Source organism: Neisseria sp. HMSC055H02, assembly GCF_001813335.1.
Lineage (GTDB): Bacteria > Pseudomonadota > Gammaproteobacteria > Burkholderiales > Neisseriaceae > Neisseria > Neisseria sicca_C.
This window is the reverse complement of sequence record NZ_KV812126.1, coordinates 12,617-25,948: the sequence shown is the minus strand read 5'-3', so window position 1 is coordinate 25,948 and position 13,332 is coordinate 12,617. Positions and strand designations below refer to the sequence as shown.

Annotated in this window: 14 protein-coding genes; all 14 read right to left on the bottom strand. The window is 52.2% G+C overall.

The annotated features are described in order from the left end of the window. Positions 1-29: 29 nt before the first annotated feature. Positions 30-2,066 carry a type IV secretory system conjugative DNA transfer family protein gene (locus tag HMPREF2907_RS10690; RefSeq protein ID WP_070682667.1) on the bottom strand — a complete coding sequence of 679 codons (2,037 nt, stop codon included), beginning with the start codon at positions 2,064-2,066 and terminating at the stop codon, positions 30-32. 64 nt (positions 2,067-2,130) lie between these two features. Then, positions 2,131-2,514: a single-stranded DNA-binding protein gene (locus HMPREF2907_RS10685; protein WP_049222643.1), complete on the bottom strand. Its 384-nt coding sequence runs from the start codon at positions 2,512-2,514 to the stop codon at positions 2,131-2,133. Positions 2,515-2,582: 68 nt separating this feature from the next. Further along, positions 2,583-3,680 carry an ATPase, T2SS/T4P/T4SS family gene (locus HMPREF2907_RS10680; protein WP_070682666.1) on the bottom strand — a complete coding sequence of 366 codons (1,098 nt, stop codon included), beginning with the start codon at positions 3,678-3,680 and terminating at the stop codon, positions 2,583-2,585. Positions 3,681-3,725: 45 nt separating this feature from the next. Then, on the bottom strand, positions 3,726-5,048 hold the full coding sequence (gene virB10, locus HMPREF2907_RS10675; RefSeq protein ID WP_083310735.1) for a type IV secretion system protein VirB10: 1,323 nt from the start codon (positions 5,046-5,048) through the stop codon (positions 3,726-3,728). A 3-nt stretch (positions 5,049-5,051) separates the two neighbouring features. Next, a complete protein-coding gene (virB9, locus tag HMPREF2907_RS10670; RefSeq protein WP_234396304.1) occupies positions 5,052-5,879 on the bottom strand; it encodes a P-type conjugative transfer protein VirB9 in 828 nt (275 codons plus the stop codon). Beyond that, positions 5,876-6,622 carry a VirB8 family type IV secretion system protein gene (locus HMPREF2907_RS10665; RefSeq protein WP_003740927.1) on the bottom strand — a complete coding sequence of 249 codons (747 nt, stop codon included), beginning with the start codon at positions 6,620-6,622 and terminating at the stop codon, positions 5,876-5,878. Before HMPREF2907_RS10665 ends, virB9 begins: the two co-directional genes overlap by 4 nt. A gap of 186 nt (positions 6,623-6,808) precedes the next feature. Further along, positions 6,809-7,282 (bottom strand): hypothetical protein, encoded by a 474-nt coding sequence (locus HMPREF2907_RS10660; protein WP_003740925.1) that lies wholly within the window; start codon positions 7,280-7,282, stop codon positions 6,809-6,811. 11 nt (positions 7,283-7,293) lie between these two features. Then, a complete protein-coding gene (locus tag HMPREF2907_RS10655) occupies positions 7,294-7,734 on the bottom strand; it encodes a hypothetical protein (RefSeq protein ID WP_070682665.1) in 441 nt (146 codons plus the stop codon). Between the two features lie 21 nt (positions 7,735-7,755). Continuing rightward, positions 7,756-8,730 (bottom strand): TrbL/VirB6 family protein, encoded by a 975-nt coding sequence (locus HMPREF2907_RS10650; protein WP_070682664.1) that lies wholly within the window; start codon positions 8,728-8,730, stop codon positions 7,756-7,758. Between the two features lie 70 nt (positions 8,731-8,800). Further along, the gene (locus HMPREF2907_RS10645) at positions 8,801-9,463 is read right to left on the bottom strand and encodes a TrbJ/VirB5 family protein (RefSeq protein ID WP_070682663.1); all 663 of its coding nucleotides are present in this window, start codon (positions 9,461-9,463) and stop codon (positions 8,801-8,803) included. A 91-nt stretch (positions 9,464-9,554) separates the two neighbouring features. After that, the gene (locus HMPREF2907_RS10640; protein ID WP_070682662.1) at positions 9,555-11,972 is read right to left on the bottom strand and encodes a VirB4 family type IV secretion/conjugal transfer ATPase; all 2,418 of its coding nucleotides are present in this window, start codon (positions 11,970-11,972) and stop codon (positions 9,555-9,557) included. Continuing rightward, a complete protein-coding gene (locus HMPREF2907_RS10635; protein WP_070682661.1) occupies positions 11,914-12,315 on the bottom strand; it encodes a VirB3 family type IV secretion system protein in 402 nt (133 codons plus the stop codon). Before HMPREF2907_RS10635 ends, HMPREF2907_RS10640 begins: the two co-directional genes overlap by 59 nt. A gap of 9 nt (positions 12,316-12,324) precedes the next feature. Beyond that, positions 12,325-12,675, bottom strand: coding sequence for a TrbC/VirB2 family protein (locus HMPREF2907_RS10630; protein ID WP_039855257.1), 351 nt, complete (start codon positions 12,673-12,675; stop codon positions 12,325-12,327). A 70-nt stretch (positions 12,676-12,745) separates the two neighbouring features. Next, a complete protein-coding gene (locus HMPREF2907_RS10625; RefSeq protein WP_070682738.1) occupies positions 12,746-13,297 on the bottom strand; it encodes a lytic transglycosylase domain-containing protein in 552 nt (183 codons plus the stop codon). Positions 13,298-13,332: the final 35 nt, after the last annotated feature.

Sequence of the window (13,332 nt, the reverse complement as noted above, 5' to 3'; positions counted from 1 at the left end):
ATGAAGCGGAGGCCGTCTGAAACGGAAAATCAGGCCGTCTGCGGCAGGTCGGTAGGATTGATGCCTGCGGTGTCCTGCAGGATTGCGGCAATCACGGGCAGGCTGCCTTCGCCCCAGTTCTGCGCCACCACCGGCACCAGTTCGGCCACATACTCCGGCGGACTGCCCGGCGGCACAATTGCGGCCAAAATCGAACGGGCGAAGTCTTCGGCGTTGGCACCGTCCTGCCAATGAAAGCCGTCCAACTCTTCGGGCGCGAGGTATTCGGCCTTGACTGCTGCCTGCGGTGCCGCCCGTTTGGGCGCGTCAAGCTGCAACACGGGCACTTCCGGCAGCGTCAGGTTGGCGCGTTTGGACAACACGGGGTCTTGCCAGTACACAATCTTTTGCGCGTATATCGGCCTGCTGCTGCCCAAGCTGATGATGCAGTCTTCTTTGGGCATCATTTTCAGCTCGTCGGGATTCATGACCGCGCGTTTCTGATCGCTCACGCTGTTGCTGCGGCTGCTGCTTTTGCCGTGCGAACGCGACGACGATTTGGCTTTGAAAGTCTGATAGCCCACAAGGCGGCTGTATTCCTCCGCATCCGACTGGTCGCGCGGCGGAAATACGATTTGGCAGCCGAAGTTGGTAAAAAACGTGCGCTGACCGGTTTTCTGATACAGCTTTTCCATCTGCGAGGGCGTTTGGAAAATCGGCAAAAGCCGCATGTTGTAACCGGCAAGGTACGACACGCCGTGTTCGATAGCGGGTACGACACCCAGCGCGGTAAATTCGTCCATCAGCATCAGGCACTGGTATTTCAAAATGCCCGGGTTGTTTTCCGGCAAACCCTGATAAACGTTGACGTTGGCCAACAGGCTGAAAAACAAGTTGGTCAGCCGCGCAAAAACGGCGGTTTCGGTAGGCAGCACGCCCAAATAAACCGTCATGCGCTTTTTGCGCACGTCGTCCAAACGGAAATCATCGCCGCCGGTGGCCGCTTCGACCACGGGATCGATGAAGATGCACAAAGGCGCGGTTACGGTGGCCACAATATCCGCGCCCGTTTTGGCGTTGCCGTTGGCAAAGTCGGACAAAAGCGTGATGCAGTTGCCGCTCAATGCCGCCTGCGGCGAACGGGAGCGCAGCTCGATTTCGTCGCGTATCCATTCCGACAGCGTTTTGCCGTTTGTCGGGGCGCACAGGCGGAACAGGTTGGCCATCGTGGTGCGGTTTTCCAGCAGGCCCAAATCCCGCTCCGGCTCGGTTTCAATCAGATACATCAACAAACCGGCAAACAGCTTGCGGGCGGCTTCGGCGAAAAACATCGCGCTGCCGCCCGCATTGACCGGATCGGGATACATGATGGCAGCTACGCCCAAAGCGTCTTTGTAGGTATAGGTCGGATTGCGGCGCACATAAGTGAGCGGATTCCAGCGGTGGCTGACCAGCGGCGCATTGGGATTGCGCTCGTGTTCGGGCATCCGCCCGCCCGGATTGAACAAAAACACCTCCTGCCCGTGTTTGGCACGAAAGCCCGCCGTGATTAAGAAGTTTTCCATTTTCGGGTCGTACACCACCACCGAATCCCGATAATGCAGCAGGTTGGGAATCACGATGCCCACACCCTTGCCCGAACGGGTCGGCGCGGCCAAATAGGCAAACTCTTTGCTGCTCCAGCGCAGAAACTGCCCGCCGTATTTGCCCACCAGCAAATCCGGCGCGTCTTCGGGCTGAAACTTCTCTTTGAGCAGGCCGGTTTTTTTAATCTCGCTGCGGTTGGCAAAGCGTGCCGAACCGTGCAGCTCGCGGCGCGGCTTGGCAAACACCGCCACCAGCGACAACACCGATACCACCAGCGGAATCGCGGCGGCCAACGCCGTCGAAACCTGCAAAGGCAGCATCATGGCCGCAGGCAGCCGCGCCGAATGCGCCCAATAGGCAGGCAGCAGCATCACGGACGGCTCGGTTTTCAAACCCAGCCATTGCGTGTACACCACCGCGCCCAAGTACATCCCGCCGCACGCGGCCGCCGCCGTCAGCACGCCGGTTACGCCGAACACGGCCAAATAATTCCGTTTCATGTATCGCCTCTCCAAAGACCGTTTGAACAAACAAAAAAGGCCGTCTGAAACGCTTCAGACGGCCTTACCGCATCATGTCGTGCACGCCGTCGGATACGGCCGCATCCTGCGCTTCGCGCGTGCGGATAATCTGCATTTCCGAGGCGATGACTTCGGTAATATGGCGTTCGATGCCGTCGCGGCCGGTATAGGGGCGCGTACGGATTTTGCCGTACACCAAAATGGTGTCGCCCGATTTCATGTAGCGGCACACCGTTTCGGCCAGCCGCTCGTAAAGCAATACCGGCACCCACTCGACGTGTTCTTTCTGTGCGCCCGTGGCCTTGTCCGTCCACTTTTCGGATACGGCCACTTGGATTTTAGTGGCCGCTTTGCCGTCGGACAGATAACGCAGTTCGGGGTCTTTGCCCAAATTACCCATGATTTCGATTTTGTTGACGTATGGCATGATAAAGCCCTTTTTAGGTTAAAAGAAAGGCCGTCTGAACGTTCAGACGGCCTTTGGTGTTGCGCTGCCTATGCCCTGCCGCGCATGGCGTAGTATTTTTCAACAGGATCAAAATACAGCTCGGTCATGCGGGTTTTCTCGAAGTAGCAGACGATGTCGATGGTGGCACGGACGGTGTTGAGGATGTAGGAGTGTTCCATCGAACGCCCCGCCGGAGACTCCATTGCCAACTGGGCAATACGGTAATGTACACTTCTAGCATCGTTGGCGTGTACGGAGGTCAGGCCGCCCGGATGGCCGGTATTGAGTGCGGAAAGATAATCCCATGCTTCGTCGCCGCGCAGCTCGGTCAGGAAGATACGGTCAGGCTTTAGACGCATACAGGCCGCAACAATCATCTTGGCCGTAATATGTTCTTTGTAAAAAAGATGGGCATGGTTGGGGTGGTTGGGCAAAGACAGTTCGTGCGTGTCTTCAATCGTGATTAAGCGCTCTTGCGCCGGAATCAAGTCGGCAAGGGCTTTGGTAAAGGTGGTTTTGCCCGAACCCGTACCGCCAACCATGCAGATATTGAGCCTGCGTTTGACAGCCTCCTGAAAAAACGCCGCCAAATCGCCGTTTGCTTTGTAATCGAGCATTTTGTACTGCCAGTCGGCCAGCTTCACATCGTGCGGCAGTTTCATTTTGTCGCATACGTCGCGGACGTAACGGCTGTCTGTTTCGATCTCCGCTGTCGTGCGCCGCTCAGGCACGCCGTAGGCGGAAACGTCGCTGAAATTTTGCAGACGGCCGGTATCGAGATAATCGCTCAAGCTGAAGCGGCTGGATGACGGTTTGCGGAAGGCAAAAACCATTGTGCCGTCTTCGCACGAGGGCGGCATCATGATATGCCCGCGCTCGCCGTCGGGCAGGGTTACGGAATGGATGGGATTTTTCACAGTCAGCGCTTTACCGTTGAAAACGCATAACACGTTGCCCAGTTGCTTAAGGTTGTCCAGCGTCAGGACTTCGCTTTCGTAACGGGTAAAGCCGCTGCTGTCTTCGGTAAACATTTCGCCGCTGCGGTTGATCAGCACTTCGGTAATGCCCGGCCGGTTGAGTTTTTCTGTAACGCCCAATTTGTCCAGCAAGTTGCGGGCGGTTACGTCGTTGTGAAATTCGCTCATGTATTCTGCCAAAACAATGCCGCCCCGTATCGGGGCGGCGTTTGGTTAATCGGTATGGACAAGTTCGTAAACATTGCTGAAATCCACGTCGCGGGCAACATACACCATAATCCGCTCGCCTTGGTTGACGTAGCCGGTAGGAGGAATGTTGATGCTGTTTTTCAGCACTTCGGTAGCAATATCCTGCGCCGCTTCGGTTGTTGATTCAAACGATACGTTGTTGGACGAACCTTTGTTGCTGCTGCGGCGGCCGTAGGCATTGATGGTGTCGTCCACCATGCTGATCATGACCGCGCCGCCGATGCGCTGCCAAAAATGGCTGTTGATTCTGGCCGGATGGCCGGAGCCGCCCAACGGATCTGCACCGAGGCTGTCGATGCTGACGCTTACGCCGTTGGGCGTTTCGATGGTTGTCCATGCAACAAAAACCCGCGCCTGTCCGTGCGTCAGGGCAGACTGCTGCTCGCCGTGGATGACAGACCCTTTTTCCACCAGCAATACTTTGCCGTTGGCCGAATATACGTCATTCATGACTTGGCATTTGGTAATGCCCGGATAGGTAGTAACAATACGCGTCATCAATGAGCAGGAAATGCCGGTTGTACGCCCCAACAGGAAATCCATATTGCCGCGCAATGCTGCGCTGCCCGGTGTGAATACCGACGCATTCAGACGGCCTGCCAAACCTTTTTGCTGGCTTTGGCCGCCTGCTCCGCCAAGAGAGCTGTCGCTGTCGGGAAAGGCTGTAGGATAAGGGGAAGCCTGCGTCAAGGCTGCGCTGCCGTCTGCTCCGCCCGCCGCCAGCCTGTCGGCCGTTCCTCCGTCTTTGTCAAACGTCAACGGGCTGGTCAGGCGCAAATCAGGCGGCGGTTCGACCACAGCCGGAGCAGGTGCATTTTCGGGTGTTTCTTCCTGCGGCATTGTTTCGGGTTCTTTTTTCTCTTCAGGCTCGGATGCTGCCACTACTTCGGGCATCTCGTTGGCTTTCTCATCCAACACTTCGCGCTGGCTTCTGCCGAAGTCGTGTTTCTGCCCTCCCTCTGAGGCCGTCTGAAACTGCTCGGGCTTGGGTTCTTTCTTAAACCAGTCCTGTCCGTATCGGGCAACACCGGCAACCACCAAGCCGACGCCGAAAATCCCGACTACCAGCATACCGACTTTCTGCATGGTGGAGATTTTCCGCACGCTCAAATCTTGCGGAATGCCGCGTTCGGCCTCGCTGCCGGGTAAGGAGTCTTTCAGGTTCTGATGCGGCCGGAAGTCTTCGTTATGGCGTGTTTGCGCCGTCAGGCTGTTTTCAGACGGCTCAATCGAACCTTGGCTGCCGTCATCGTACTCGTCAGGTTGTTTGTTGGGATTCAGATTCATGGTTTACTTTCCTTTTTTCATACGCACGGCACCGGCAACGGTCGTACCCCGATAATTGAATTTGCCCTTGCTGTCGTAGCTGCGGTTTTCTACACCTAACACTTTTTTGCCCAAACGCAGGTAATAAAGCGCGGAAGTATCGTGAACGACCAGCGTGTCTTGCTCCATATGCGTATTGACGGTGGATTCCGTACCGTCGGGGGAAACTTTGAATACCGTCGGCATCTCACGGGCATCATCAAACTTGAGATAGGTAAAGCGGCCGTCGTCCCACATTCCCGACGGGGCAAGCGTCTTTTCTCCGTATGCCCAGTAGTTGTAGTTGGCACCGGACAAAGCCTGTCGGCCGTTGCTGTGCATTGCGGCCAACCGGCGTGCTTCCTGCCGTTTTTGTGCTTCGGCCTGTCGTAGGCGGGCGGCCTCTTCGGGATAGCGGAAACGCAGGATGTAGGTAGGCGGCTGCTTTCTGCCTGCCATACGCAAATCAAAAGCATAAGTGCGCTTGTTGGTGGAAATCAGCAGGTTGGTTTCAGGTGTTTCGGTTGTGGGCTTGAAAAAAATATTGTTGCCAGACGTTTTTAGCTTCCAAGCCCCCGTATTACCTGCCACGATGGCATTGTTTTCGCCTTCGACCCGCTCGTCTTGGGCAAGCTGCACCAGTACCGCACGGCCGATTTCGGCACGAATGACAACCACATTGTCAGGGTTGTAGTTTACATACTGGATGCGTTTATCGTAGGCCGCACCCTTGGGGATGGCAGCCGCGTGCGCCGAAAACGCAAAAAAACCGGCAGCAAGGCCGGTTAAAAGATAGGCTTTTTTCATGTTCATGACTGGACATTCTCCACTTCAACCTGATAGGAATCGACGATAAAGCCTACGGGATTGTAATCCCGCTCCTCTTCTTTTGTTGGCGGGTTGTCATAATGGTAGGCAATGGTGGCAATCTGATGCTCGGTAATAGGCTGGACACCCGAAGAGGGATTGACCGGCAGTTTGGTTTTACTGAAGCGAACTTGAGCTGTTTCTCCAACAAACGAAATGGACTTGATTTCAACCTTGACGCGGAAATCCTCTTTTAAGATTTTATCCGGGCCGACACCGTCCTGATACGGTTTGGAATATCTTGCCTGCTCCTGCGGCGAACTCATGGCAATAGTGGTATCGTAAGTGTCTTGGATGGTGTACCAATCGTAACCTTCACGGTTGACAACATACCTGCCCAACCAATGCTTGTTCAGCACTTTGTCGTTATCTACCGTCTGATGCTCCAGCGTGGTAATCACATTGGTTTTGCCGGTATTGGAATCCACCAGCAGGATATACGGCTCAACCCGAACAAGCGGCTGCATGGCCGCGACGGTAAAAACAGCGGCAACGGCAACCAAGGCGGCAGCACCGGTTACAGTCCAGGCGATTTTTTCCCGTTTTTTGACATTGTCGATTTCCGATTTCTCAAAATCGGCGGCTGCTTGGATAAATTCGTTGCCTTCCTTATAAGGGGACTTGGGTTTTTCTTCTTTGTGCGCAACAGCAGCCTGCTCAGCTGCTTTTTTTCTGCCGAATAGCTTCATATTTATCTGCCTGTCTGATAAGTCGTGTTAATCGGAAAAGCCTGACCGGAGGGCTTTTTGGGTGTGTGCGAGCAGGCCGTTGCCAATACGGCCGCCATCAGAATTAAAGCGGTGGTTTTCATTGCAAAGCTCCAAAACAAAAAACGCTCCCGGAAAAGGGAGCGTTTTAATGGGGAAAATAAAAAATCAGTATTTGCGGACAGTAACCTCAAATTTTGAGGTATCTACCCGCGCCTGTTTGGATAATTGGGATCTGCCGTCAATATGGATTTTGGTTTTTTCGTGCGGCGGGATACTGAGAACCTCCCCAATCAGCGGATGGGAATAAAAGCCGTCTTTATTATATATGGGCATTGAAATAACAAGGCTGATGGAGCGCGATGTCTTGTTATAGGCTTCGCCTGTCAGGAGGAACATTCTCTCCAAACCGGTTTCCGTCTTGGATAACTGCATATTGCGCAAAGCATATGTTGCAGTCTCTTTGTCGGGTAAACGTTGTCCGCCGGTCTGACCGCCAGTAGGAGTCCCCGACAGCGTGCTGTTGACGCTGCCGAGCGCATCGTTGATCTGCGCCAAACCGCTGTTTAGTTCGGCGCAGCCCGTAAGCATGGAAAAAGCGGCAGCCGATACGGCAGCGGCTGTTTTAAATTTAAATAACATTGGTAATATCCTTATTTTGCTTTACCGAAAACATCGTCCATCCACTCAAAATCAACATGATGGTTGAGCATGGTAACAAGAAATGCAATGATTGCAGGAACAGCTTGAAAAGTGTAATGGAGAACAGTATGGGTAAATGGGGCAGACGGAGGGGGCAGATTGGGCATAAAGAAACCAACAAATTTCCAAGTTACATACGCCCAAATTCCGCTGAAAAATACCGCCATCCAAAAACGTGGTGCCCTGTATTCGGAACACCAAAGGAAAAATACAAAACTTGAAATGCCGACAACAAAAAACAGAAAAAAGCTGAGCAGGCTGTTTTCAGCTGCATTGGCTGCAAAAATAGCAGCTACAAACGGTACTATGGTCATTTCTGCCGATAACAGACCGCTGTTGCGCTCTATCATATTGGCCTGCAGAATGCCTTTTCTTACATCATTATGATCCATAATTAAACCTCCGTGGCTAAGTTATCTACCCGGTTTGATACCGTTTCCCCGCAACTTGTCTTTTAATGCATTGTATTTTTTTCCTGCATAACCCTTGGCTTTGTTTGCGCCATAACCGGCTTTGGACAATGACTGCCGCGCCATACTGTAAACAGTCCGCATTGCCCCCTGAAGCGCACTACCGCCGGTAAGTGCAGAAGAAATCTGCGGAGTCATCCAAATCAGCAAAACGAAAACAATCAGCGTAAACAGCAGCACGGTTCCCGTAGCAAGGGCAGCACCAATGTTGTCGACACCCACAAGGTCGATGAAGATGGAGGTAAACTTCAACATCATCGACCCAATGACAGCCAGTAAAACAACATTGAAAATATAGTTCAGGCATTGCCCGACCCAGTTCATTGCATACTGTCTTGTTGCCGGAAACATACCGAAACCGATAAACACCGGACCAATCATTAAAATCATTGCCAGTGAGACTTTAGCCAAAATGTAGTAGGCAAACATGACACCCAGTAAAATCATCATGGCTATCTTAAGCTGCCAAATGGCAATGATATAAGTCCAAATCGGTCCGACTTCATAGAAATCTAGTTTATTTTTTTGAAGCTCCAGCGTTTCCACCGCGACATTGGTGTCATCCATGACTTTATCCAATGCGCCACCGGCATAATCAGTATTACTCAGAGCTTTTGCCAAGTCATCAGGTAGGACATAAATTAAGTTGGCAAGTTCTGCATAATAAGAAGCGTTGAATGCCAAAGTAACCAAAAACGTCATGGTTATCATGCGTTTAAGAAAATCGACAAACATCTCGTCCAAGCCACCGCCCGACCAATACGAAACCATTATCATTAGCAGGTAGATACCGAACATGGTGGAAAAAACCGGAGTGACATTGGAAATCAGATTGCTTGCCGTATCAAACAGATTGCTGCCCATATTGTCGGTAATAAACTGCGTCATATCCACAAAAAATGTTGATTTTTCAGCCATAACTTTTCATTTCGTCAAAAGCCGCCACTTTGCCGGAGGCAAGGCGGCGGCTGTAGGTTGGCAAACGCTGTCAGATCGTACCGCAGGCTTTACGGTCGGCTTTGGATTTGGCCGTGATTTGGCAGGAAATGATATTTTGCTGCTGCGCGGCGCGGATTTTTTCCTCCTGTTTGGCCAGTCGGTCAGCCAAATCCAAGGCAACCTGACTGTTGGCAATCTGCCCCTGCGTAATAGCGATGCGGTTTTGCAGATCTGCGGCAGCCTTCGCATCTTGCGTAAGGTTGATTTGCCGCATCAGGTCATTCAACTCCTTAACGCGCGTTTGCGTATTTACAATAGCTTCATAGGCATGGTTGTAAGTATCAACCAGCGACTGTCTGTGTCCGTCTGTTTTATAGGCGGACTTGTCGGTCAGGGATTTGTAGTTTTTGTCTTTTATATCCCGGTAAATACCCTTCCATTCGTCAGGCACTTGGTTCAACAAATCGTTTTTAGCAATTTGCCCAAGATTGCGCGAGCCGGTCAGCGCCTTGACTTGCTCTTTGAGCTGCTTGATCTGATCAAGCTGGTTGTCAATCTGCTGTTTCATTTGGATACCCTGCTTAATGGCCTGCGCCACCGCAGCGCCGTCATACGTAAGGATGCCGCCCGCAACTGCCGGAACGGTTGTTCCCAATGCCAATACGGCGGAAAGTACCGCCGCAGCGGCGGATTGTCTGAATTTGGATTTCATGAATCGTCTCCTTGCAAAGATAAAATAAAGCCGCATTGCGGCCGGAAGCAAAAAAGGCCGTCTGAACGTTTCAGACGGCCTGTTGCCGGATTTAGACAGCCAGTAGGCTCTCGGCCTGTTTCTGCCTTGCATGCGCTTCCCGACGCATCTGCTGGAATACCGGCAGCCAGTCATCGGGTTTTTCGCTGCCGCATGATTTCATGGCTTCGTGCATGATATGCACGTTGGCGGAGTTGCCCGACAAAACAGCGATTTCCTCATCCATACCTTGCAGGTTGAGCTTGGCCAGCGAGCTGCCCATGTTTTGTTTAACCAAGAATGTGCGGCTTTTTTCGCCCAATCTCACCATTTCCCTAAACTCTTTTTCCGTCAGGCCGATGCGCGAGTAATTGCCTTCGTATTCGGCAGCCGGGTTGGGCAGCAGAATTTTGGTTACGGTCTGCTCTACTACCGTATCGAAGATAGGCGAATCGATGGCATCTTTTGGCGATTGCGTCGGCAAAACCAGTAGGCCGCCCAATTTACGGTCGGTTTTCAGGCCATCGAGAATAAAGCGGGCAGTCGTCGGATACGACGCAGGCAGCCAAAACTCCTCTACCACGGTAAACAACGCGCTTCTGGTTTTTGCCACTCGATCCAGCATGATGTTTTTCATGTAGAACAGGCAGGCAAGCAGCGGCTCGGTCGGTCGGTAGTTGGTTTTCAGGATGTCAGTCAAGTCAAAGCCGACGCGGAAAAACTCATCGGGATTGAACAGGTTTGACGGATTGTCGAAACACCAACCAAAACGGCCTTTGCCACACCAAATTTCCAAGCGTGTCAGCAGACTGTTTTCTTCAGAGCTGGGTGGGATGGAGTGCAGCAGCGCACCCATGCGGCGGTGTTGGAAATCCAAATTCATAACGGTATCCACCGCCATCTGAATCTGTTTTGTCTCTTCCGCCGTATTTTCCTTATGCCCCTGACGCACGCATGAACCTACCAAGTCATACAGGAAATCGCGTAGTCTCGGCGAATCAGGCCACTGGAACGGATTTAACCCTGTCGGAACACCCGCATCAAGCGCAAAGTATGTGCCGCCGATAGCGCGGATAAAAATTTCCAATCCCTTGTCTTTGTCCATCGCAAAAATAAAAGGGTTGAACCGCTCGGCAAAGCTCAACAACGCCGCTACTGTAACGGTTTTACCCGTGCCGGTTTTACCCAAAATCAGCGTATGCCCGGCAGGATACTCTCCATTGACAACAATTTCTTTAGGGTCGGTGTAATGGAAGTTAAAGTCATACAGCGTGCCGCCGTCGGTCTTCAGCGGCATTACGGCAGAGCCGTCTCCCAACGGATTGCCCCTGCTTTTGCCGTGTGCATAATTGAACATAGGAAATGATGCGGCCAAATTGGTTGTCGCCTTGGGAAACGGGCGCGGCTTGACCGAAGCGGCCGGAAACTGGCTGAAAAAAGTAAACTCCGCCGATAAAGAGGCGCGGACAAAACGAAAACCGCCCGTATTGAGAAAACGGGCGGAAACGGTTTGGCCGTTTGAATAAGCCTCTTTCGGCGTATCGCCAAACACGACCAAAGCACCATGATAGTCGCCAAACATCAATTCCCCGGATGCCATATGTCCTTTGGCCTCAGTCAGCTCGTCATGCTGAAAAGTTGCCTGATCGTCAACCGACTCAAGTTTGTTGAGCTGGTCGTCGATTTTTTTCATCATCGTCGCTTGGCGGATGTAGGTAAAACTTTGGGTAAACACAAACTCGCAAGGCAGCGAAAGCGTATCTGTCAGCATCTTGGGTTTGGTTTGTCCAAACTCTTTCAAGTCATATAGCGTGGCATAGCGGGTTTTGTCCGAACTGCGCATTTCCAGCAGCTCCGCGCCGAAATGCAGGTTGGCTGACGGAATCGTGCGGTAGGCATTTGCCGTACCCAAGGGAATAGGCTCGTAAGTGCCGTTGCACAGCATCCCGATGAACTCGTAAAACTCGGAAAACAAAATACCTTTACTGTTTTTGTACACCTTTAAAACATACGGATCGTATTCCTCCAAGTGTTCGCGCAGCTTCGCAATCAGTTCTTCCGCTTCCGCTACCGCATCATCGATGTCTTCATACTTGAGAACACAGGTAATGTAGTAGATATTTTCAAAATACCTGTCCTGCCGGATTTTTTCCATATAACGCTCATAAAACGTCTGCGTAAACAGGGTATTGAAGCTGTATTCCCGATTCAAATCGATACGCTTGCGATGGTGTGTCAACCAGAGCGCGAGGCGGCTGCCTTTTTCTTTGCCGACAGCTGCCAAAGTCTGATTCAGATTGAGATACTGCAACACAATATTGCGGTCGTTGACACCTTCAAAATGCCTCCCTTCGAGGCGAAAGGTAAACGCGACGCGGTTGTTTTCCAGCAATACCACATTTTCGCTGATATGCTGCTTATAACGAGGAAGGCTATCTTCCTGACCGCGTTGCCGCTTTAGAATCTTGCTCAAAAAATCGTTTGTAATCATCTCGTTGTCTTCCGTATTTGCTGCCTAAAACCGTATTGGTCTTGCCAAACAGCCGGTAATTGCGGCGGCGCAATACACTTAAAGTTGAAAGGCCGATAATGCGTAAAGCCTTGTCGTCCTGTTGTGTCTGCGTATAGATAAAAGCCAAAACCGGCAGCGGAAACAGCAGCAGTAGAAAAGCCTTGGCCTGAAAGAAAGGCAACAGCATCATGGTTATCAACAGCGGCAGTCCGACAGACATAACCACCGGCACCATCGGCATCCCCAAAAATGTTGCCTCACGTTCCAAAGCCTTGTATGACGGCAGATCGGTATCGACGTCAATAAAGTCGTTATTTCCCATAACCCCGCCTCAAGAGCCGTAAAGCGACCACAGATAAGTAACTAATGTCGGGACAGCAGCTACCACAATTACTTTTAAACAAGCCTCTCCAAAATCACTCCAACTGCCTTTGTTTGACCAAATTCTTACCCCCGCAAACAACAGATAAAGGGTGGCACAGGTGCCGATAAAGATGTAAATGTTCTTACTCCAGTCTTTGCCCTCGGAGTTGAGCTTGGACAAACCGCCGCCACCTGCCGCGTACGCATCCACCGCAAACAAGAGCGCGAACGCTGCCAGCGGCAGCAGATATGCCCACTTACCGACCGAAGCCGGTTTTCCTGCAATATGGCCGGTTTGCTGTTGTTGGATTTCATTCATTTTGATTCCTTCATACAAAAAAAGCCGCGCAAAGGCGGCGGACAAAAAAACCGGCATGACACCGGCACTATTAAAACTCTTGGAAAATATCCCATTCTGCATACTGCTTCTGACGCTGGGCATACACGGCCGTCTGAACGGCAGGCTGCACCGAAGCCGGTACGGGCTTGGGCTTGTAAGCCGCTTTCATTAAAGTGCCGCTGTCCGTATGGGTATAGGCAGGATTACCGCTCAACTTCGCATAGCGGTATTTCACGTTTTTCACATACGCCCGCGTCTCCGCATACGGTGGAATCCCGCTGTATTTCTGCACCGCGCCCGGGCCTGCGTTGTAACCGGCCAAAATCAGGTCAATATTTCCCCTGAACATTTGGCTCAAATACCGCAGATAGCGCGTTCCCGCGATGATGTTCTGTTCGGGGTCGTACAGCATTTTGGGCGATACCCCCATCTTGGCCGCCGTCGGCGGGATAACCTGCATCAGCCCCCGCGCATCTTTGTGCGACAAAGCAGTAGGCTTGCCCGCGCTCTCACGCCCGATGACCGCCCATACCAAATTTTTATCCAACCCCTGCGCCGCTGCGTGTTTCTCAACCAACGCCGCGTATTGCGGAAAGGTCAACTGCTCCGCGTGCGCCGAAAACGCAAAAAAACCGG

Excerpts from the sequence above, each read along its gene's own strand:
- HMPREF2907_RS10690 (WP_070682667.1), bottom strand. The coding sequence starts at position 2,066 with ATGAAACGGAATTATTTGGCCGTGTTCGGCGTAACCGGCGTGCTGACG.
- HMPREF2907_RS10685 (WP_049222643.1), bottom strand. The coding sequence starts at position 2,514 with ATGCCATACGTCAACAAAATCGAAATCATGGGTAATTTGGGCAAAGAC.
- HMPREF2907_RS10680 (WP_070682666.1), bottom strand. The coding sequence starts at position 3,680 with ATGAGCGAATTTCACAACGACGTAACCGCCCGCAACTTGCTGGACAAA.
- virB10 (WP_083310735.1), bottom strand. The coding sequence starts at position 5,048 with ATGAATCTGAATCCCAACAAACAACCTGACGAGTACGATGACGGCAGC.
- virB9 (WP_234396304.1), bottom strand. The coding sequence starts at position 5,879 with ATGAACATGAAAAAAGCCTATCTTTTAACCGGCCTTGCTGCCGGTTTT.
- HMPREF2907_RS10665 (WP_003740927.1), bottom strand. The coding sequence starts at position 6,622 with ATGAAGCTATTCGGCAGAAAAAAAGCAGCTGAGCAGGCTGCTGTTGCG.
- HMPREF2907_RS10660 (WP_003740925.1), bottom strand. The coding sequence starts at position 7,282 with ATGTTATTTAAATTTAAAACAGCCGCTGCCGTATCGGCTGCCGCTTTT.
- HMPREF2907_RS10655 (WP_070682665.1), bottom strand. The coding sequence starts at position 7,734 with ATGGATCATAATGATGTAAGAAAAGGCATTCTGCAGGCCAATATGATA.
- HMPREF2907_RS10650 (WP_070682664.1), bottom strand. The coding sequence starts at position 8,730 with ATGGCTGAAAAATCAACATTTTTTGTGGATATGACGCAGTTTATTACC.
- HMPREF2907_RS10645 (WP_070682663.1), bottom strand. The coding sequence starts at position 9,463 with ATGAAATCCAAATTCAGACAATCCGCCGCTGCGGCGGTACTTTCCGCC.
- HMPREF2907_RS10640 (WP_070682662.1), bottom strand. The coding sequence starts at position 11,972 with ATGATTACAAACGATTTTTTGAGCAAGATTCTAAAGCGGCAACGCGGT.
- HMPREF2907_RS10635 (WP_070682661.1), bottom strand. The coding sequence starts at position 12,315 with ATGGGAAATAACGACTTTATTGACGTCGATACCGATCTGCCGTCATAC.
- HMPREF2907_RS10630 (WP_039855257.1), bottom strand. The coding sequence starts at position 12,675 with ATGAATGAAATCCAACAACAGCAAACCGGCCATATTGCAGGAAAACCG.